General features: G+C 71.3%; 16 protein-coding genes. 12 read left to right on the top strand and 4 right to left on the bottom strand.

Features of this window, described 5'->3' with window-relative positions; genetic code table 11:
* Positions 1-879: 879 nt before the first annotated feature.
* Together dacB and ACFY36_RS46780 are read left to right on the top strand one after the other, a co-directional pair.
* Positions 880-2,541 (top strand): D-alanyl-D-alanine carboxypeptidase/D-alanyl-D-alanine endopeptidase, encoded by a 1,662-nt coding sequence (gene dacB / locus ACFY36_RS46785; RefSeq protein ID WP_499752399.1) that lies wholly within the window; start codon positions 880-882, stop codon positions 2,539-2,541.
* A 130-nt stretch (positions 2,542-2,671) separates the two neighbouring features.
* A complete protein-coding gene (locus ACFY36_RS46780; RefSeq protein WP_499752398.1) occupies positions 2,672-3,367 on the top strand; it encodes a GTP pyrophosphokinase in 696 nt (231 codons plus the stop codon).
* Between the two features lie 16 nt (positions 3,368-3,383).
* On the opposite strand, the gene ACFY36_RS46775 is transcribed toward ACFY36_RS46780, so the two are convergent.
* The gene (locus ACFY36_RS46775; RefSeq protein ID WP_499752397.1) at positions 3,384-3,809 is read right to left on the bottom strand and encodes a hypothetical protein; all 426 of its coding nucleotides are present in this window, start codon (positions 3,807-3,809) and stop codon (positions 3,384-3,386) included.
* A 27-nt stretch (positions 3,810-3,836) separates the two neighbouring features.
* Positions 3,837-4,898 carry a class I SAM-dependent methyltransferase gene (locus ACFY36_RS46770; protein WP_499752396.1) on the bottom strand — a complete coding sequence of 354 codons (1,062 nt, stop codon included), beginning with the start codon at positions 4,896-4,898 and terminating at the stop codon, positions 3,837-3,839.
* A gap of 84 nt (positions 4,899-4,982) precedes the next feature.
* Between ACFY36_RS46770 and ACFY36_RS46765 the strand changes: the two genes are divergently transcribed.
* From ACFY36_RS46765 to ACFY36_RS46755, 3 genes are read left to right on the top strand one after another with little or no spacing between them, the layout of a single operon-like run.
* Complete coding sequence (locus ACFY36_RS46765; protein ID WP_499752395.1) at positions 4,983-8,708, top strand: ATP-binding protein; 3,726 nt, start codon at positions 4,983-4,985, stop codon at positions 8,706-8,708.
* A gap of 20 nt (positions 8,709-8,728) precedes the next feature.
* The gene (locus ACFY36_RS46760; RefSeq protein ID WP_499752394.1) at positions 8,729-9,265 is read left to right on the top strand and encodes a GNAT family N-acetyltransferase; all 537 of its coding nucleotides are present in this window, start codon (positions 8,729-8,731) and stop codon (positions 9,263-9,265) included.
* Between the two features lie 53 nt (positions 9,266-9,318).
* Entirely contained in the window at positions 9,319-10,566 is a 1,248-nt protein-coding gene (locus ACFY36_RS46755; protein WP_499752393.1) for an FAD-binding oxidoreductase, read from the top strand.
* Between the two features lie 52 nt (positions 10,567-10,618).
* On the opposite strand, the gene ACFY36_RS46750 is transcribed toward ACFY36_RS46755, so the two are convergent.
* Complete coding sequence (locus tag ACFY36_RS46750; protein ID WP_499752392.1) at positions 10,619-11,392, bottom strand: DeoR/GlpR family DNA-binding transcription regulator; 774 nt, start codon at positions 11,390-11,392, stop codon at positions 10,619-10,621.
* Between the two features lie 130 nt (positions 11,393-11,522).
* Between ACFY36_RS46750 and ACFY36_RS46745 the strand changes: the two genes are divergently transcribed.
* The 5 genes from ACFY36_RS46745 to ACFY36_RS46725 all read left to right on the top strand — a co-directional run bounded on the left by ACFY36_RS46745 (position 11,523) and on the right by ACFY36_RS46725 (position 16,844).
* Positions 11,523-12,815 (top strand): alpha-glucosidase/alpha-galactosidase, encoded by a 1,293-nt coding sequence (locus ACFY36_RS46745; protein WP_499752391.1) that lies wholly within the window; start codon positions 11,523-11,525, stop codon positions 12,813-12,815.
* 88 nt (positions 12,816-12,903) lie between these two features.
* Positions 12,904-13,773, top strand: coding sequence for an SIS domain-containing protein (locus ACFY36_RS46740; RefSeq protein ID WP_499752390.1), 870 nt, complete (start codon positions 12,904-12,906; stop codon positions 13,771-13,773).
* Between the two features lie 19 nt (positions 13,774-13,792).
* Positions 13,793-15,094, top strand: a complete 1,302-nt coding sequence (locus ACFY36_RS46735) for an ABC transporter substrate-binding protein (protein ID WP_499752389.1) — start codon at positions 13,793-13,795, stop codon at positions 15,092-15,094.
* Positions 15,094-16,023, top strand: a complete 930-nt coding sequence (locus ACFY36_RS46730) for a carbohydrate ABC transporter permease (protein ID WP_499752388.1) — start codon at positions 15,094-15,096, stop codon at positions 16,021-16,023. The genes ACFY36_RS46735 and ACFY36_RS46730 overlap by 1 nt, the downstream gene beginning before the upstream one ends.
* Positions 16,023-16,844 (top strand): carbohydrate ABC transporter permease, encoded by an 822-nt coding sequence (locus ACFY36_RS46725; protein ID WP_499752387.1) that lies wholly within the window; start codon positions 16,023-16,025, stop codon positions 16,842-16,844. Before ACFY36_RS46730 ends, ACFY36_RS46725 begins: the two co-directional genes overlap by 1 nt.
* Positions 16,845-16,867: 23 nt before the next feature.
* On the opposite strand, the gene ACFY36_RS46720 is transcribed toward ACFY36_RS46725, so the two are convergent.
* A complete protein-coding gene (locus ACFY36_RS46720) occupies positions 16,868-17,890 on the bottom strand; it encodes a carbohydrate kinase family protein (RefSeq protein WP_499752386.1) in 1,023 nt (340 codons plus the stop codon).
* A gap of 188 nt (positions 17,891-18,078) precedes the next feature.
* Here ACFY36_RS46720 and ACFY36_RS46715 point away from each other — a divergent pair, with 188 nt between their 5' ends.
* Both ACFY36_RS46715 and ACFY36_RS46710 read left to right on the top strand, forming a co-directional pair.
* The gene (locus ACFY36_RS46715; RefSeq protein WP_499752385.1) at positions 18,079-19,374 is read left to right on the top strand and encodes a 1-phosphofructokinase family hexose kinase; all 1,296 of its coding nucleotides are present in this window, start codon (positions 18,079-18,081) and stop codon (positions 19,372-19,374) included.
* Complete coding sequence (locus ACFY36_RS46710; RefSeq protein ID WP_499752384.1) at positions 19,368-20,213, top strand: class II fructose-bisphosphate aldolase; 846 nt, start codon at positions 19,368-19,370, stop codon at positions 20,211-20,213. The genes ACFY36_RS46715 and ACFY36_RS46710 overlap by 7 nt, the downstream gene beginning before the upstream one ends.
* Positions 20,214-20,664 lie beyond the last annotated feature (451 nt).

Here is a 20,664-nt window from a genome sequence, read left to right as displayed (position 1 = left end):
GTCGCTGCCCAGCGCGCGTTCGGCCACCGGAATGCCGCCGGAGAGCCCCAACAGCCCCACCCCGACAACCGCCGCGGCCTCCTGCCCCCGCGCAGCCTCACCCCGCGCGGCCCCACCCCGCACGCCCTCGCCCCGCACGCCCTCGCCCCGCGCGGCCTCACCCCGCACGCCCTCGCCCCGCACGCCCTCGCCCCGCGCGGCCTCACCCCGCACGCCCTCGCCCCGCGCCGCCTCACCCCGCACGCCCTCGCCCCGTGCGGCCTCACCCCGCACGCCCTCGCCCCGCGCCGCCTCACCCCGCACGCCCTCGCCCCGTGCGGCCTCGCCCCGTGCGGGCTCGCCGCCCGCCGCCCGATTTTTCAGGATATCCAGCGACTTAGCGTCGCCGGGGAACCAGCCCAGGAGGTACGCGGCCGACAGCGCGACGTCCGCGTCCGCGCCGATCCCGCCGGCCAGCCGTTGCAGCACCGGCAACCCCGCCGCCACCGCCTCATAGGCGCGTAGCTCGTCGGCCAACCCCCGGGCCCGCAACTCGGCCACCCGCACCGTCCCCGGCAGCCACATCCCCTCGGCGCCGATCGCGATGATCCCCAGCAGGTGGAGCAGCAGATCGCGATCCGGAGTGGACGGATCGCCCACCAGCTCCAGCAGCGCCGGCACCGCCGCCGCACTGGCCGGATACCGGTTCCCTGGTGCGCGATGCTGGCGTACAACTCCCCGAACGCCTCCCGGCGCTCCTCCTCGTCCCCCGACCTCAGCGCCGCCAGGTGCCCCGGCACGTCCTCCGCCGACCCGTACGCATGCCGCAGCCCCGCCCAATCGACCACCGCGCCATCATGCCAGCGTTTCCTCGATCCCTGTCCGCGCGTTGATCATGCGATGAAACGGCGAGCAACCCTGTTCCTGGCGATCGTGCTGTGCACCCTCGTGCCCTCTGTCCCGGCCCTGGCCACCGGCCCCACTCCCCCACCCGGCGCCCTCACCGCGGCCGGCAGACAGGCCGCGCTCGTCGCCCTCACCGCGGCCGGCGCAGAGACCGCACCCGGCACATCGACCGCGCCCAGCACCCTCACCGCGGCCGGCGCACAAGCCGCGGCCGGCACGCAGGCCGCATCCGGCACGCAGGCCGCCCCGGGCGCCCTCACCGCCGCCGTCGACCGATTCCTCGCCGATCCCGCGCTGGCCGGCGCCCAGACCGGCGTCGTGGTCGCGGACGCCCGGTCGGGCGGGATCCTCGTGAACCGGCGCGGCGACGAGCGCCTCCTGCCCGCCTCCAACGTCAAACTCCTGACCTCGGCCGCCGCCCTGGCCCTGCTCGGCCCCGGCCACCGTTTCGTCACCACCGTGCACGCGGACGGCCCCCGCCGCGGCCCGGTCCTCGACGGCGACCTCTACCTGCGCGGCTCCGGCGATCCCGCGCTGACCCCCGCCTCGCTGGACGCCCTGGCCCGCCGCCTGGCCGCCACCGGCATCCGCCGGGTCACCGGCGACCTGGTCGGCGACGACACCGCTTTCGACGATGTCCGCCTCGGCCTGGAATGGGCCTGGGACGACGAACCCTTCGCCGCCCCTGTGTCCGCCCTCACACTGTCACCCGACGGTGACTTCCTATCCGGAACGGTCACGGTTACTGTCCGTGGCGCCCGGCCGGCTCCGGCTTCACCCTCAAGGCCGTCCGTCCGGCTCACTCCGCCCACCTCGCTCCTCCAGGTCGTCAACAACGCGACCTCCACTCCGGGCGCCTCCACCATCACGGTGACCCGCCGCCACGGCACCGGAACACTCCTGGTGACCGGCACCATCGCCGCCGGCGCTCCCGCCGAGAGCTTTTCAGTCACGGTGAGCGATCCCACCCGCCTCACCACCGAGGTGTTCCGATCCGCGTTGCGCCGTCACGGCGTACACCTGGAAGGCCGGACGAGGACCGCCGAGCCCGCGCCGCCCGGCAGTCGCGAGCTGGCCCGGCACGCGGGTCCGCCGTTGCGGGCGCTCATGGCCCCGCTGCTGAAAGCTTCCAACAACAATATGGCTGAGCTGCTGGTCAAGGCCATCGGCGGCGGCTCCTGGGAGGCCGGCGCGGCCGCCGTCGCCGGCTATCTGTCCCGGCTCGGCATCGACCCGGCGACCCTGCGGCAGGTCGACGGCTCGGGCCTGTCCCGGCGCAACCTGATCCCGCCCGCCGCCTTCACCCGGCTGCTCCTGGCCGTGCGCCGTGAACCCTGGTTCGGCACCTGGTTCGCCGCACTCCCCGTAGCGGGCGACCCCGATCCGCTCGTCGGCGGCACGCTCCGCAACCGCATGCTCGGCACCGCCGCGGCCGGAGTCGTGCACGCCAAGACCGGCACGCTCACCGGCGTCTCGGCCCTCTCCGGGTACGTCGACGGCGACCGCCCGCTCGTCTTCTCGGTGATCGTCAACAACCAGCTGGCGCCCTCGGTGACCCCGGTCATCGACCGTCTCGTGGTCGACCTCGCCGGCACGGCCCGCTCGTCACACACAGTCACCATGGGCCGGGCTTGTGTGCGACCCTCCGTCTGCTGACTGGCGTACTGCGAATACGGTATGGCGGTGACTTCGCTGGGATGACGACGGGGTGATCTCGGCCGAGCGATGCTGGTGGGGGCAAGGATGCCGCGGCACCGCGCATCGAACGACTCTGGAGAACGGCACCGTGACGACCGAGCAGCCCGCTGTGAGCGGCGACCAGGAGATCGCCCGGCGGATCGACAAGACCCTGGCCGTGCCGGCGGCGCCCTCCACGTTCGCCGACGACCTCGGCCACTTCATGCTCGTCTACAAGTTCGGGCTGGCCGAGATCGGCACGAAAATCTCGATCCTGGCCGAGGAGCTCGCCCACCGCGGCCGCGGCAACCCGATCGAGCACGTGCTGCCGCGCCTCAAGAGCACCCAGAGCCTCACCGCTAAGGCCCAGCGCATCAAGTGCCCGCTGAACCTCGACGACATGCGCGCCCGCATCCGGGACATCGCCGGCATCCGCATCGTCTGCAGCTTCGTCTCCGACGTCTACACGGTGGCCGACATGCTCACCCGGCAGCCCGACGTCACGCTGATCGAGACCAAGGACTACATCGCCAACCCGAAGACCAACGGCTACCGCAGCCTGCACCTGATCGTCGAGATCCCGGTCTTCCTGTCCGACCGGGTCGTGTCTGTGCCGGTCGAGGTCCAGCTGCGTACGGTCGCCATGGACTTCTGGGCCAGCCTCGAACACAAGATCCATTACAAGTACGACCCGGACGTGCCGGCCGCGCTGCGGCAGGAGCTGGCGGCGGCCGCGGAGGACGCCGCCCGCCTCGACGTCCGCATGGAACGACTGCACCGGGAGATCCACGGCCCCCGCCGCTGAGCTAGACCCAGAGCCGTCAGACCCAGAGCGCGACCCATTCGATCTCGTCGCCGTCACTGCCCACGTCCTCGCGGGTGGCGATGTTGACGCCCAGGCCGGGCACGTCCATGCCGTCGGTGAACTCGACCGGCTCGGTCAGCTCGAGGCCGCGGGCGATGAGCGCCGGCTCCAGGACGCCGAACGTCGTGTCGTAGAGCTCGATCCCGTCGTACTGGAGAGAGCCGGCGATGAACAGGAGCGACGTGAGCAGCCCGTCCTCGTAGCGCAGGAAGAGGGTCGTGTCCGCGTTGCTGAACTGGTCCTCGTAGGGCCGGTTCTCGTCCGGCGGGCCGAAGCGGCCGGCCAGCGCGGTGCGCAGCTCCTCGCGGCCCGCCCGCAGCCGCACCTCGACATCGCCCGATCGGAGCCCTTTGGTGGGCACCAGCTCCCAGCGCTCGGCCATACCGGCCCTCCCCAGAAAAGGATCATGCTAGGCGCGGGCCTGGAAGACGAGGTTGAAGGGGGTCTCGGCGACGCGGCGGAACTCCGAGAAGCCGGCGCCGGTGGCCACCTCGCGGATGCGGCGCTCGCCCGCCTGCGCCCCGAGTGCGGTCCCGACCTCCTGGGAGAGCGAGTGGGGCGTACACAGAAGGGTCGAGGCTCCGTAATAGACCGCGCCGACCGGGTTGAGGTTGTCGCGCACGGAGTCGCCGGCGAACGGCTCGACGATGAGCAGGGAACCGCCGGGCGACAGCCGCGAGCGCAGGTGGGCCAGGACGCCGTCCGGGTCGCCCATGTCGTGCAGGCAGTCGAACAGGCAGATCAGGTCGTAGTCGCCCTCGAGATCCTTGGCCGGGCCGGTCTCGAAGCGGGTCCGGTTGGCGACGCCGGCCGCGGCTGCGCGCTGCCGGGCCGTCTCGATGGAGCCGGCGTGATAGTCGGTGCCGACGAAGGTCGAGCGCGGATAGGCGGCGGCCATCAGGATCGTCGAGGCGCCGAGCCCGCAGCCGATGTCGGCCACCCGGCCGCCGGCCTTCAGGGTGGCCTCGACGCCGTCCATGGCCGGGATCCACGAGTCGGCCAGATAGGCGTTGTAGCCGGGGCGGAAGAACCGCTCGCAGCCCTCGAACAGGTCGTGGTGGTGCTCGTGCCAGCCGACGCCCTCACCGGTGCGGAAGGCGTCGACGAGCCGGTCCGTGGAGCGTACGGCGGCCAGCATCAGCTCGAAGCCGCCGATCACGCAGGCCGGGCTGTTCTCGTCGGTCAGCGCGACGGCCTGTTCGGCCGGGAGCACGAAAAGGCCGTCCCCGGAGAGCTCGACGTACCCGGCCGCCGCCTGGGCCGAGAGCCACTCGCGGACGTACCGCTCGGCGGTTCCCGTGCGCCGGGCCAGCTCGGCGGGGCTCACCGGCGTCCCGTCGGCCATGGCCCGGTAGAGGCCCAGCTTGTCGCCGATCACGGCCAGCGACCCGGTCAGCATCGAGCCGAAGTCGCCGACCGCCTTGAAGACGAAGTCCATCAGGCGCTGCTCGTTCAATGTCGTAGTCGTCATGCCGGGCAAGCTATTCCGGCCGATTTCCGTTTCGTGTCCGCTTCCCGTCCGCGCGAGTGGCGCCGGGCGCGCACAATCACCGGCATGCCCGGCGAGCTGCGCATCCGGCTGTTCGGCGGCTTCCACGCGGAGGCCGGCGGCGAGACCGTCGTGGAATGGCACCGCAGCGCCGCGCTCTCGTTGGTCAAGCTGCTCGCGGTCACGCCCGGCCACCGGATCCACCGCGAGCGGGCCGTCGATCTGCTGTGGCCGTCGACGCCGTCCCGCCTGAACAAGGCCCTGCATTTCGCCCGCCGCGCGCTGGGCGGCGAACACCTGCTCCTGCGCGGCGAGATGCTCAGCCTGCACGGCTCGCCGCTCTGGGTCGACGCCGACGCCTTCGAGGAGGCGGCCGAGCGGGGCGACATTCCCCAGGCCCTTCAGTTGTACGCCGGTGAGCTGCTCCCCGAGAACAGGTTCGACGCCTGGGCGTCCACCCGCCGCGATCAGCTGCGCGACATCCTGGCTCCGCTTCTGCTGTCCTGGGCCGACGGTCTGCGCGCCCGCGGCGACCGTCGCGGCGCGGTGGCGGCCCTGGAGCGGCTCGCCGACATCGATCCGCTGCGCGAGGAGACGTACGAGCGGCTGATGGTCCTCGAGGATCGTCATCGCGCGCTGCGCTGGTATGCGCGGATCGAGTCGCTGCTGCGCGACGAGCTCGGCGTCGCCCCGGGCGCCGCGCTGCGACGAGCCCACCGGGCGCTGCTGTCCGCCGCCGAGTCACCCGGCGAGGCCGAGGAACGCAAGCTGGTCACCGTGCTCGACGCCGACTTCCGCGGCGTGCCGGGCGACGATCCCGAGCGCGCCCGGCGCGAGGTGGCGGCGTGGACCGGTCTGCTCCGGGAGATCGCCGAGCGGTGGGGAGGCACGGTCCGGACCCGGGTCGGCGGCGGGGTCATCGCCGTCTTCGGCTATCCGGCGGCCCGCGAGGACCACGCCTCGCGCGCGCTGTGGGCCGGTTTCGAGATGTTGCAGCGCTCAGCCGCGCCGCTGCGCCTCGGCGCGGACACCGGCGAGATCATCGCGCCCGGCCCGCCGTCCGACGAGGCGCTCGACGACATCGGCGGCGCCGTTCTCCACGGCGCCGCCCGGCTGCGGGAAGCGGCTCCCCCGCACACATTGCACGCCACCGGGCGCACCCGGCGCGCCGCCCACCGCGGCGCCTTCCGCTTCGGCGGCAGCCGCCTGCTGGCGGCCTCGTGGGCGGCCGAGCAGCAGCCGACCGGCGAGCCGCCGATGGTCGGCCGCGCCGGGGAGCTGAGCGCCGTCCTCGCTCTCATCGACGAGGCAGTGACGAGCCGCCGGCCGCGCCTGATCACGGTGGCCGGCGCGGCCGGCATCGGCAAGAGCCGCCTGGTCCGCGAGGTCGTGCTGGAGGCCGTGGCGGCCCGGCCCGGCATGCGGGTGCTGCGCGGGCGGTGCCTGGCCGCCGGCGACGGCATCACCTACTGGCCGCTCGGCGAGATCCTGCGCGACGCGTGCGGCATTCCGCTGAGCACGCCCGGCCCGGTCGCCGCCGAACGGCTCCGCGGCGCGGTCCGGCCGCTCGACCCGCCGACCGTCCACGCGCTGGCCGCCGGGGCCGCCATCCGCCTGCCCGGCAACCCGCTCGACACCGCCGATCCGCGGACGGTCGACGACGAGCTCGGCCGGGCCTGGCCGCGGTTCGTCACCGCGCTCGCCGCCCGGGGCCCGCTCCTGCTGGTCGTCGAGGATCTGCACTGGGCCGGCGCGCCCATGCTGGCCATGCTGACCCGGCTGCTCGCCCGCTCGGCCGGCCCCGTCGTCCTGCTCGCCACCGCCCGGCCCGAGCTGCTCGAACGGGACCCCGCGTTCGCCGGTTCGGCCGGCGCCTCCGTCGTGTCGCTCAGCGCGCTCACCGACGAGGCCGCCCGCGAGCTGGTCACCCGCCTGCCGCACGATCCGGGGCGCCGCGACGAGATCCTGGCCCGGGCCGAGGGAAATCCGTACTTCCTCGGGCAGCTCGCCGCCCACCTGGCCGAGGGCGGCTCGGGCGCGGCCCTGCCCGACACCCTGCACGCCCTGCTGTCGGCGCGGGTCGACGCGCTGCCGCCGGCCGAGAAGAGCCTCCTGCGGGCGGCCGCCGTCATCGGCCGGGTCTTCTGGACCGAGCCGCTGCGCGACCGGTACGACCCGTCGGCTCTGGCCTCGCTGGAGGCGCGCGGCCTGGTTCTGGCCCGGCCGGGGCCGGGGCGGGAGGAGTACGCCTTCCGGCACGCCCTGCTGCGCGACGTCGCCTACGCCGCGCTGCCGACCGCCCAGCGGGCCACCGGGCACGCCGACGTGGCGGCCTGGCTCGAGGAGGTGTCCCGCGACCGGATCGACGAGGTCGTCGAGCTGGTCGCCTTCCATTACGCGGCGGCCGCCGACAACGCGGAGACCAACGACTGGGTACGGGCCAAGGCGTTCCGCTCCCTGATCGCCGCCGGCGTCGGCGCGCGCCGCCGGTACGCCGTGGACAAGGCCCTCGAACTCCACCGGCGGGCGCTGCGGTACGCGGCCGACCCGGCCGAGGCCCTGGAGGCGATCGGCGACGACCACGAGACCGCGTACGCCGGCGACGACGCCGTCTCGGCCTGGCGGGAGGCGATCGCGCTCACCCACGGCGACCGCCGGGCCGCGCTCTGCCTGAAGACCGCGCAGATGGTGGTGACCCGCTGGGGCGGCTTCCGGGTCCCGGCCGACCCGGCCCTGGGCGACCGGGTCATCGACGACGGCCTGGCCGCGGTCAGCGACCCCGCCACCAAGGCACGGCTGCTCGCCCTGCGCGCGCTCTGCGGCTCCCGCTGGTCGTGGACCGGCCGTCCCGATCCCCTGCCGGTGGCCCGCCGCCGCCAGGCCGCCGACGCGGCGTGCGCGCTCGCCGGCCGCCTCGACTCGCCCGCGCTGCGCGGCGTGTCGCTGCTGGGCCGGGCCGCCGTCCACTTCCAGGAGGGCCGCTACTCCGACGCCGTCCTGGACATCCTGGAACAGACCGGGAACGACGGCAGCGACCGGGACCGGGCCCTGGCCCACCTGATCGCCTGCCTGCTCATCACCGACATCCGGGGCGACCACGAGACCGCCCTGGAGCACGCCCTGCTGGCGTACAACGGCGCCCGCGATCTGTCCCCGCACGACCGTCTCCACGGCACGGCCGTGGTGATGACCTGCCTCGAACATCTGGGCCGCTGGGACGAGATCGACCCGTACCTCCAGGAGCACCTGGCGTTGCGCCAGGGCCCCGAGGCCGAGATGAGTTGCCCGTACATCCGCTCCGGCCCGTTGGTGGCCGCCCTGGCCCTGGCCCGCCGCGGCGAACCGGGCGCCGCCCGCGAGGTGGCCGCCACCGTCACCCCCGACGAGGACCAGCCCGGCAACCCCGAGGCGGCCCGGGCCCGCCTGCTCATCGAGCTGGGCGACCCGGCCGCCGCCCGAGACCTGGCGCTGCGGCTGGTGGCGCGGCGCCGCCGCCCCGGCCCCGAGGAGATCCCGCACGAGGCTCTGGCGCTGGTCGAGGCGTACGAGGCAATGGCCGACCACCAGGCGCTGAGAGATTTCCTCCCCACGGCCAGGGCGGCCGGCGGCTACTTCGCCGCGATCGCCCCGCACTGCGACCGGGCCGAGGCGCGAGCCCTGGCCGCCGCCGGCGACCACAGCGCCGCGGCGACCCTGCTGACCCGCGCCGCCGAAGCCTTCGACCGCATGGCAATGCCGTTGCAGGCGACCCGCACCCGAGCGGCCGCAAACTCCGTGGCGCGGCCCGGCTGACCGTCCGTAGGCTCGCCATCGTGCGACTGACGACCGAACGCCTGCTGCTGCGCCCCCTGCGCCCGGGCGACGAGGCCGACGTGCTGGCCTACCGGGGCCGGGCCGACGTCTCGCGCTACCTGGAGAGCGAGCCCATGGCGCCGGAGGAGGTGACGCCCTTCATCGCCGAGAGGATGAACGCCACGCGCATCGAGAAGCAGGGCGACCGCATTCTCCTGGGCGTCGAGGTCGAGGGCCACGTCATCGGCGACGTACGGCTGCGCGCGGGCCGCATCGAGGACGAGCAGGGCGAGCTGGGCTGGGTCTTCCATCCCGGCCATCAGGGCAAGGGCTACGCCACCGAGGCCGCCCGCGAGTTGGTCCGCCTCGGCTTCGACGACTTGGGCCTGCACCGCGTCTGGGCCCAGCTGGATCCCCGCAACGAGGCTTCGGCCCGCGTCTGCCGCCGCCTCGGCATGCGGCAGGAGGCCCACCTGGTCGAGGAGTCCCGTTTCAAGGGCGAGTGGGGCGACCTGGCCATCTACGCCCTGCTCGACCGCGAGTGGCGGGCCGCGTAGGTGTCGCCCGAAACTCCGTTGATCGGGGCTTGCGCCCGGACGAGGGTGGACGCATGGATTTCTTGAAGGGCCGGGTGCTCAGACCCGGCGATGAGGGCTTCGACACCGTTCACCGGCCGTGGAACCTGGTCGGGCAGGACGTGAGCGCGGTCGTGGAGGCCGCCGACATCGACGACGTGGCCGCGCTCGTGCGGCACGCGGGTGAGAACGGGCTTCAGATCGCCACTCAGGCGGGCGGGCACGGCGCCTCGGGCAACGCCGGCGGGGCGATCCTGCTGCGGCTCGACCACCTGGACGAGTTGACGATCGATCCGGTCGCCGCGACGGCGAGGGCGGGCGCGGGGGTTCGCTGGGGAGCGGTGCAGGAGGCGGCCGGCGCACACGGGCTGACCGGGCTGGCCGGCAGTTCGCCGATCGTGAGCGCCACCGGCTACACGCTCGGCGGCGGCCTGAGCTGGTTCGGCCGGGCGTACGGCTGGGCCGCCGACAGCGTGACGGCATTCGAGGTCGTCACCGCGGAGGGTGAGAGGGCACGGCTGACCGACGGTGACCTGTTCTGGGCGCTGCGCGGCGGGGGCGGCGACTACGCCGTCGTGACCGCGATCGAGTTCGGGCTGCATCCGGCCCCGGAGCTGTACGGCGGCCGCATGCTCTGGCCATTGTCAAAGGCACGGCAGATCTTCCAGACGTACGCCGAAATCACCACCACCGCGCCCGATGCGCTCACGCTGTGGCTCGGAGTGCTGAACTTCCCGGGGATGGACCCGCTCGTCGCGCTCGACGTGACCTATCTCGGGCCGCCCGCTTCCGCGGTCGACCTGCTACGGCCGTTCGGCGACCCGATCAGTGACAGCCGTCGCGTCCTGACCCCGGGCGAGCTGGGCGGGATCACCTCGGATCCGGTCGACCCGAGCGCCTCGGCCTCGCGCAGCCTGCTGCTGACCGGCTTCGACGAGGTGGAGGAGGCGCTGCTCGGCGGGCCGCTGGGCCCGGTCTTCGGCGTGCAGTTGCGCCACTTGGGCGGCGCGCTGGCCGGGCCGTCGGCCACGCCGTTCGGTCCGCTGACCGAGCCGTACTACGTCTACGCGCTGGGCGCGCCCGGCCCGGCCACCTACGCCGGGCTGGACGAGCTCACCGCGCGGCTGGGCAAGTCGGTGAGCCACCGCAAGCCGTACTTCGCCCTGTCACCGTCGAACACGGTGGCCGACGCCTTCGACCCGGACACGCTGGAACGGCTGCGCGCGGTCAAGCGCCGCCACGATCCCCAGGCCGTGCTGCGCGCGAATTACCCGATCGGTTAGCCGTCGAGACTTGGATGCCTGAGTTGGCCGTGATGATCTGGGCGCGGGCGCCTCAGTTGGCCATGATGATCTGGGCGCCGGTCCGGCGGATGGCCTCGAGGCCGGCCGGGTCGGCGCTCGCGTCGGTGATCAGGGTGATCGAGTCGTCGACCGGCCAGATCCGGGCCAGGCAGACCTTGCCGACCTTGGAGCCGTCGGCGACGACGATGACGCGGTCGGCCCGGCGGAGCATGGCGGCGTCGGTGTTCGCCTCGATCTCGTCGTGCGTGGTGAGGCCGCCGCGAGCGCTGATGCCGTCGACACCCACCACCGCGATCTCGATGTTGAGGCCCTGAAGGGCCTGATCGGCGATCGGGCCGACCAGCTCGTACGACTGGGTGCGTGAGACGCCACCGGTCATGATCAGCTTGAGCCGGGGCCGCAGGGCCAGCTCGGCCGCGATGTTCACCGCGTTCGTGATCACCGTCAGGTCGACCCGGACCGCGAGCAGGCGGGCCAGCAGGTGGGTGGTGGTGCCACCGGTCAGCCCGAGCGTCAGCGGGCCCGCCGGGAGCATGAGCGAGGCCTTCTCCGCGATCAGCCTTTTCTCGTCGCGATGCTGCCCGGCCCGATAGCGCACCGGCAGCTCATAGGCCACGTCCACGGCGACGGCGCCGCCGTGCGTGCGCGACAGCAGCCGCTGATCCTCCAGGGTCTGCAGGTCCCGGCGTATCGTGGCCGCGGAGACATCGAACTCCTCGGCCAGGTCGCCGGCGTCGACCGAGCCGAATGCGGCCAGGCGCTCCAGGATCGTCGTGACCCGATCGGCACGGCGTAGCGAAGACAAGGGACGGACCTCCAGACTGCGCGCCGGCTCCCCAGCCGGCCTGAGCGAAACGCGCAGTCAACTTAGTTCGTTTCTAAGCGAATGGCCACCTTGCCTTGTGCGTCTGTGCGCGAAGGCCAACAATCCGCGCATGACGGTGATCGCTTTTCTCGGGGCCGGCAGCGTGGTCTTCACCCGCGAGCTGCTGGCCGACATCCTCTCCTTCGACGAGCTGCGCGGGGTCACCCTGTCCCTGCACGACATCGATCCCGAACGTCTCGAGACCGCCTCGCTCATCGCCCAGCGCACCGCCGATCAGCTCGGCGCGCGGCCCGTGATCAGGGCTTCGCTCGATCGCCGGGAGGCCTTGCGGGACGCCGACTTCGTCATCAACGCCATCCAGGTCGGCATGTACGAGGCGACGGTCCGCGACTTCGAGATCCCCGCCCGCTTCGGCCTCAGGCAGACCATCGCCGACACGCTCGGCGTCGGCGGCATCTTCCGCGCACTGCGCACTTTCCCGGTGCTCGAAGCGATCGCAACCGACATGCGCGAGCTGTGCCCGGACGCGTGGCTGCTCAACTACACGAACCCGATGGCGATGAACGTGGCCTACCTGGCCGCGATCGCCCCCGATCTGAAGGTGGCCGGCCTGTGCCACTCGGTCTTCTGGACCGTGCACGACCTGGCCGAGCTGCTGGAGGTCCCGCTGGAGGAGATCGACTACACCGGCGCCGGCGTCAACCACCAGTCTTGGCTGCTGCGTTTCGAGCATCGGGGCGAGTCGCTCTACCCCCGCCTGGACGCGCTGCTCACCAGGGACACTTCACTGCGCAGACGCGTACGTATGGACATGTACCGGCGACTCGGCTACTTCCCGACCGAGACGAGCGAGCATTCTTCGGAGTACGTCCCCTGGTACCTCCACCACGACGACGAGATCACCCGCCTGCGCATCCCGGTCGGCGACTACCTGCGGATCAGCGCCGACAACGTGGCCGAATATCACCGCACCCGGGACGACCTGCGAGCCGGAAAGCCGCTGGACCTGACGCGCGAGGCGACCGAGTACGCCCCGCAGATCATCCACAGCATCGTGACGGGCGAGCGCCGCCGCATCCACGCGAACGTCGCCAACCACGGCCTGATCAGCAACCTCCCCGAGGGCTACGCCGTCGAGGTGCCCTGCGTGGTCGACCGCCTGGGCGTGCGCCCCGAACGCGTAGGCGCCCTGCCACCACAGTGCGCCGCACTCAACCGCAGTTTCATCAGCGTCGGCGAACTGACCGTCCAGGCGATGCTCGACGGCGATCCGCGCAAAATACGACAGGCCGCCATGCTCGATCCGAACACAGCCGCCACCCTGACCCTCGACCAGATCTGGTCCCTCTGCGACGAACTGACCACCGCCCACGGCGACTTGATCCCCGCCGCGCTGCGCTAGCCCTCGTCGCTCTGAAACACGCAGCATGGAATGCTCGTTTGCTGCGCACATCTTGTTAAACGAAAGCAAACGAGCATAATCAGCGAACATGAATGACACCTCCGCCGAGATCTCCAGCCAGCCGGTGGTGTGGGAGAAAGCCGCTTCACTGGACGGCCACGAACTCGTCGCACCGGGCGAGCGCATGCTCATCCTCGGCTGCGGCACCTCCTGGTTCGTCGCGCAGAGCATCGCCGAGCTGCGCGAGAGCGCCGGCCTCGGCGAGACCGACGCCATCTGCGCCTCCGAGTACGTTCCGCGCCGCCACTACGACCGCGTGGTGGCGGTGACCCGATCGGGCACGTCGACCGAAGTGCTCGAAGCGCTCAGAAACGTGCCCTCCGGTGCGCGCCGGGTCGCGGTCACCGCGGTCCGGGGCGAGCCGGTCGACGACCTGACCGACGCCCAGCTGCTGCTCGACTTCGCCGACGAGCGCAGTGTCGTGCAGACCCGGTTCCCGACGAGTGTGCTTGTGCTCGCGCGAAGCGCGTACGGCGCCGATCTCGAATCTGCCATCGCCGACGGCCGTGACGCGCTGACGGCCGATCTGCCCGCCGACCCGGCCTCGATCGATCATCTCGTCTTCCTCGGCACGGGCTGGACGGTCGGACTCGCTCACGAAGCCGCACTGAAAGTGCGCGAGTCTGCACAAGCGCACTCGGAGTCGTACCCGGCCATGGACTTCCGGCACGGACCGGTCGCTGTGGCCGGGCCGCGCAGCCTCGTCTGGTCGTTCGGCGACGTGCCGCCCGGTCTCGACGACGTCGCCCGCGCGGCCGGCGCCACCGCGTACCGCGACCGGCGTGACCCGCTCGCCCAACTCGTGCTCGCCCAGCGTTTCGCCCTCGCCCTGGCCGCCCACCGCGGCCTCGACCCCGACGCTCCTCGACTGCTCACTCGTTCCGTCGTGCTCACATGACCACGGAGGTGCCCCCGAGATGCGAACCCCCCGACTGCTCGCCGGCGGTGTGACGGCCGCCCTGCTTCTTTCCGCCTGCATGGGCGGCACCCAGGACGATGGAAAGGACGCCGCCGCCGGTTACGACCCCCAGGCGACGGTGGAACTGACGTGGTGGACCGGTCAGACCGAGGACGCGGAAAAGGTCGCCGAATCGCTCGCGGCCGACTACCACAAACTGCATCCCAACGTCACGATCAAGACCTCGCCAGGCGCGCCGACGACCGACGATCTGCTCACGAAACTGTCCGCCGGTTTCACCGGCGGCAGCTACCCCGACATCTCTTACGCGTACGGGAACTGGGCCGGCGACCTCGGCGCGAGCGGCAAGACACAGGACCTGACCTCGTACGTCAATGACCCGTCCTTCAAATGGGACGAGATGCCAGCCGCCGCCCGCACCGTGGCCACCGCCGACGGCAAGGTCATCGGCATTCCGGCGCTGGTCGACAACCTCGCCCTGCTCTACAACAAGGCCATCTTCGACAAGGCGGGCGTCGGCTATCCCACCGACGACTGGACATGGGAGGACTTCCGCGCGGCGGCCGCGAAACTGACGGATCCGGCCACCAACACCTACGGCACGGCTTATTCCGTCTCGGGCAGCGAGGACACGACCTGGCATCTCTGGCCGCTGCTGTGGCAGAACGGCGGCCAGATCCTCGACGGGACGAAACCCGCGTTCAATTCCGACGCCGGTGTGAAGGCCCTCGAGACACTGCGCGCGATGGCGGTCGACGACAAGTCGATGTACCTCGACCAGACCGACGAGAAATACCACCCCCTGTTCAACAGTGGCCGCATCGGCATGATCATCTCCGGGCCGTGGGCGCTGCTGGAAATCAAAGAGGCCAAGCTTTCGTACGGGGTGGCGAATCTGCCCGGCGTGAACGGCGACCACCAGACCGTCTCCGGGCCCGACCTGTGGGTGCTGTTCGACCACGACGACGTCAACCGGGCCGGCGCCTCACGCGATTTCATCAAATGGCTGACCAGCGCCGAGACCGACGCCAAATGGAACCTCGCGGTCGGCAACCTGCCCCTGCGCACCTCGGAGAAGGACACACCGGAGTTCGCGGCGTACGTCAAGGAGTATCCGGGCGGGCAGAAGTTCTTCGACAATCTGGCGAACGCCAAGCAGGCCCGTCCGACCGTGCCCGGCTACGAGGTGCTGTCGCGCAACGTCGGTGACGCGATCGCCTCGGTCCTGCAGGGCAAGTCGTCGGCGAAGGACGCCCTGGACGCGGCCGCGAAGAAGTCGGCCGACGCCGTGGAGAACTGATGGCGGTCACTTTCGCGGCCTCCTCGCGCGCGTTCGCCCAGCCGACTCGCCGCCGTCGTTCGGCGCGCCGCAATCTGACCGGATGGGCTTTCGCCGGGCCGGCTACCGCATTGGTCGCCGGCCTGTCCCTCTTCCCGGCGGTGTGGGCGTTCTTCATCTCGCGCGCCAAATGGAACGGCATCGCCCCGGCCACCCAGGTCGGCTGGGCGAACTACCAGAGACTGGCCACCGATCCGGACATGCTGGCCGCGGCCCGGCACACGTTGCTGCTCACGGCGCTTTTCGTGCCGACGTCAATTTTCCTGGGCATTCTGCTGGCGGTCGCGCTCAACCAGAAGATCCGGCTCATCGGCTTCTACCGGACCTGCCTGTTCGTGCCGTACGTGGCGTCGGCCGCGGCGACCGGAATCCTGGCCGGATTCGTCTTCAATCCCCAGTTCGGCGCGGCCAACGACGTGCTGCGCCACCTCGGCATCCCGGCCCAGCAGTTCCTGGAGAGCCCCTCGCAGGCGCTGTACGTCATCTGCCTGATCGCGCTCTGGGGCGAGGTCGGATTCACCACAGTCATCTACCTGGCGGCGTTGCAGGACATTCCCCGTGAGCTCGTCGAGGCGGCCCGCATGGACGGCGCCGGAAAGTGGCGGGTCTTCCGGCACGTGACGCTCCCGGAACTGCGGCCGGTCACCGTCTTCACGGCGGTCTGGCAGACCATCACGGCGATGCAATTGTTCGACCTGATCTACACCACGACGCGCGGCGGGCCGCTCAACAGCACCCAGACGGTCGTCTATTACATCTACGAACTGGCCTTTCAAACCCAGAGACTGGGGTACGGGGCCGCGGCGGCGTACCTGCTTTTCGCGGTGACGTTCCTGCTCACGCTGCTCGTCATCTGGTACGGCCGTCGACGCGGTTCGGAGGTCTTCTGATGCGGTGGCGTCTCCCGTTCAGCCCGTGGCATCTGCTGCTCATGCCGCTCGCCCTGCTATTCGTGCTGCCACTCGTACAGATGGTGCTGACCTCGTTCATGTCGTCGGCGGAAATCAACCAGTTCCCGCCTCAGTTGTTGCCGACCAGCCTCCACCTGGAGGGCTACCGGTCGCTGCTCACCGAGACACCGGCCCTGCGCTGGCTGTTCAACAGCGTGCTCGTTTCTGTCGTTTCCGTCATCGGCCACCTGATCCTCTGCTCGACGGCGGGCTACGGCTTCGCCCGCCTGAAGTTCGCCGGCCGAGGCGTGGCGTTCCTGGTCATCGTGGCCACGGTGATGATCCCGATCCAGCTCCTGATGATCCCGACGTACCTGATGTTCGCCCGGATCGGCATCGTGGACACCTTGGCCGCGGCCTTCGTACCGTGGCTGGCCTCGGCATTCGGCATCTTCCTGATGCGCCAGTTCTTCCTGGCCCTCCCGGTCGAACTGGAGGAGGCCGCCCTCATCGACGGTTGCGGCACGTGGCGCACGTTCTGGAGCATCGTGCTGCCCCTGGCCCGGCCGGCCTTGGCCACGCTGGCCATCTTCACGCTGCTGTCGAGCTGGAACGACCTGTTGTGGCCGCTGGTCGCCATCTCCGACGACAACCGCTTCACTTTGCAGGTGGGCCTGGCCAACTTCCAGGGAATGCGCCGCACCGAGTGGTCCCAGCTGATGGCCGGCAACGTCCTGGCCACGGCCCCGCTGATCGTCGCTTTCCTGGTGGCCCAGCGCAAGTTCATAGCCACCATGACGTTCTCAGGCCTCAAGGGCTGACCAGCACCGGTGTTGGCGTGAGTTCAGACCAGATCCTGCCGCGTAGCTTGGGCAGCGGTCCCTCCGGCAGCGCGCGTGCTGAGCGATCCCGCCACGGCCGCCCACCGCACGGCCTCGGCCATGTCACGCCCGTCAAGCCGCGCCGCGAGAAAGCCCGCGTTGAAGCTGTCCCCCGCCCCGGTGGCGTCGACCACCTCGACAGCCTTACCCGGCGCCGCGCACTCCCCGCCCGACCACCAGGAACGGGCACCCCGAGCACCATCCTTCATCACCACCGTCGTGCCGCCCTGAACGAGCGCGGCCGCCGCCTCCTCCAGCGCCGCTCCCCTATCCACCGCCGCGACCTCGCCGGGCGTCGCGACCATCTCCACCCCTGCGGCATTCCCTTGCCTCGAGGCCTCTCCCCGCGTTGCGCCCACCTCCGGCCCCGCAGCTTTCCTCCGCCTCGCGGCGCCGGTCACGGCCAGCAGCTCGGCGGCATTCGGCAGGAAGTAGTCCGTGTGCTCGAGGATGTCCTCGATCGCCGCCCACTCCCCCGACGGATCGAAATTCGTGTCCAGCGATGTCGTTCGGCCCAGCCCGTGTGCGCGTTCGAACACGCCCGCGAGTCCTTTTGCCAGCTCCGGCTGCAAATAGAGCGATGCCACATGGACATGTCGCGCACGAACGAGCAGTTCGGCGGTCACGTGCTCGGGCCGCAACGCCGAGATCGTCCCCGGCAGCGTCAGCATCGCGCGGTCGTCCGGCTCGGACAGGATGACGGTCAGTCCGGTCGGCCTGCCGGCGGCTTCAGGCGACACCAGATGTACGCCGGTGAGCTGCTCCCGCACGAGCGTTCCGAACATGTCGTCGCCCACCGCCGCCAGCAACGCCGTACGCAGCCCGAGCTTCGCGCAACCGACCGCCGTGATCGCCGCCGACCCGCCCAGCACCAGCTCGGCCGCCGTGAGCAGCTGCTCCTCCTGCCCGAAGCGCGGCCGCACATCCCCCCGCAGCAGCAGATCCGGGTTGGCGTCCCCCACGACCAGCACGTCGAACTCGGTCATATCCGCGCTCCATCTTGTCCATATGAACACTTGCGAGGCACCATACGCGCACGAACGACTATTGACACGTGCACGTTCGATCAGTTGAATCACTGTCAACGCCTAGCCGGTAGCCAGTCCGGCGGTCAGTTCGCCAGGGCCCGCTGTTCCCCTTCGCCCGAGGCGGGGCGCGTCTCGTGAGGGCGCCCATGATCGTCACCGTCACCTTGAATCCGGCTCTGGATCTGACGTACGGCGTCGACGCCCTGGTCCCACACGGCACCCATCGCGTGGCCACCGTCGCCGAACGCCCAGGCGGCAAGGGCCTCAACGTCGCCCGCGTCCTGCACGCGCTCGGCGAGCCCGTGCTGGCCACCGGCCTCCTCGGCGGCGACACCGGCACCCGGGTGGCGTCCCTTTTGGACACCGAGGGCGTGCCCACTTCGTTCGCACCCATCACCGGGGAGACCCGCCGCACCGTCGCCGTGGTCGACGCCGCGGACGCCACTGGTTTCTGGGAGCCAGGCCCGGTCATCTCATCTGACGAGTGGTCCCGCTTCGTGGCCCACTTCAGCGGCTTGCTTCCCCGAGCTTCCGTGGTCGCCCTATGCGGCTCGTTGCCGCCCGGCCTTCCTTTGGACGCTTACGCCACGCTCATCCGCCTGGCCACCGAAGCCGGCGTCCCTTCTGTCCTGGACACCAGCGGCCCGCCTCTGCACCACGGCCTACGCGCCACCCCCACCATCGCCAAGCCGAACGCGGCAGAACTCACCGAACTCCTCACCGCCCGAACCCCTCCACCCCAAGCCGCACCCTTCGCTCTCTCCTCCGCCGCGCCCTCCAGCAATTCCGATGCAGGTCTCCTCAGCCCTCTGAGCGCTCCGCCCTTCAGCCTTTCCGCCGCCGCATCTCTCGGCCCTTCCGCCGCCGCACCCTCCAGTCCTTCCGCCGCCGCACCCTCCAGTCCTTCCGGCACCACGCCCTCCAGTCCTTCCGGCACCACGCCCTCCAGTCCTTCCGCCGCCGCACCCCTCAGTACCTCGGCTGCCACGCCGCTCAGCCCCTTCGCTGCCGCACTCCTCCGCCCTTCGGCCGCCACGCCCCTCAGCCACTCCACTGCCGGACTCCTCGGCCAACCCGCGGCAGGTATGTTCGGGCTGGATGACGGAATGCTTTCGTTCGTTCGTGAACTGACCGCCGCCGCTATCGTCATCTCGCGTGGACCGGACGGGCTGCTGGCGGTCACGCCCGACGCCGTCCATTCGTGCACTCCGCCCGCACCGCTCGACGGCAACCCCACCGGCGCCGGCGACGCCTGTGTCGCCGCACTCGCCCGCGGGCTGCGCGACGCCACCGACTGGCCCGAGTTGCTCGCTGACGCCGTCGCCCTTTCCGCAGCCGCCGTGGTTTCCCCGGTCGCCGGGTCCTTCGACCCCGAGGTCTACCGCCACACCTTGGCTTTCCTCAGCAGCCATCAAATGACTTCCAGGAGCTCGACATGCTGACCCCGACCGGTGAGCTGGTTGCCGCGGCGCGCTCGAACGGCTGTGCCGTCGGCGCCTTCAACGTGATCACCGTTGAGCATGCCGAGGCGATCGTCTCCGGGGCCGAGGAGGCGGGATTGCCGGTGATTCTTCAGATCAGTGAGAACGCTGTGCGCTTCCATCACGGGCGGCTGGCGCCGATCGCCGCCGCGGCCCGGGCCGTCGCCGAGGAGGCCGTCGTGGCCGTGGCGTTGCATCTCGATCATGTCGAGGATCCGGCGCTGGTCGACGCCGCGCTCGTCAACGGCTTCGGGTCGGTGATGGTCGACGCTTCGAAGTTGCCGTACGGCGAGAATGTCGCCTTCACCGCCGCCGCTGTCAAGCGGTGCCATGCGGCAGGGCTGTGGGTGGAGAGCGAGCTCGGCGAAGTGGGTGGCAAGGACGGTGCTCACGCTCCGGGCGTACGCACCGATCCGGCTGAAGCCGCCGCCTTCGTCACGGCTACCGGTGTCGACGGGCTCGCCGTGGCCGTCGGCTCCTCGCACGCCATGACCAGCCGGACCGCCGCGCTCGACCACCACCTGATCGCCCGGCTGCGGATCGCCGTCGACGTTCCGCTGGTGCTGCACGGCTCGTCGGGGGTGCCCGACGAGGAGCTGGCCGCCGCCGTGCGGGCCGGCATGGCGAAGGTCAACATCGGCACGGCCCTCAACCTGGCCTTCACCGGCGCGGTCCGCACCACCCTCGGCGACCGCCCCGACCTGGTCGACCCGCGCCGCTACCTGGCACCGGCCCGGGCCGCCATGGCCGCCACCGTCGCCGAGTCCCTGCGCCTCTTGGCCGCACCGGTCGTCTGCTGAACGCTCACCACTCTGCGCGAAATCGCGCGCTCCGTCACAAACGAGCACGCCCGTGACAGCACGTGGGCGAGATCCGGCGCCGGCCACGCGGGAGGGGCGCGCAGCGCGGGAGGGGCGCGCAGCGCGGGAGGGGCGCGCAGCGCGGGAGGGGCGCGCAGCGCGGGAGGGGCGCGCAGCGCGGGAGGGGCGTGCAGCGCGGGAGATAGTGGCGGGGCGGGGCGGGAGGGGGTGGCGAGACGGGCGTGACGGCGACGAGGCGGAGCGGAAGTGGGCGGTGGCACAAGCCGGGGCGCGCGCGGCAGGGCAGGCGGAGCAGCGCGGTTTATTTTGGGTTGCTCAAGAAGACCGTTAAAGCTCACACCTATTCCCCCCTGACCGATTTGTCAGGTGAGCTGCCTTCAGCAGAGGGTTGACGACCGACACGAGGCACCCATGACGACGAGCATGTCTC

Source organism: Actinoplanes sp. NPDC000266, assembly GCF_042899005.1.
Lineage (GTDB): Bacteria > Actinomycetota > Actinomycetes > Mycobacteriales > Micromonosporaceae > Actinoplanes.
The sequence above is the reverse complement of the archived record's forward strand: the minus strand, read 5'-3'. Positions and strand labels throughout refer to the sequence as shown.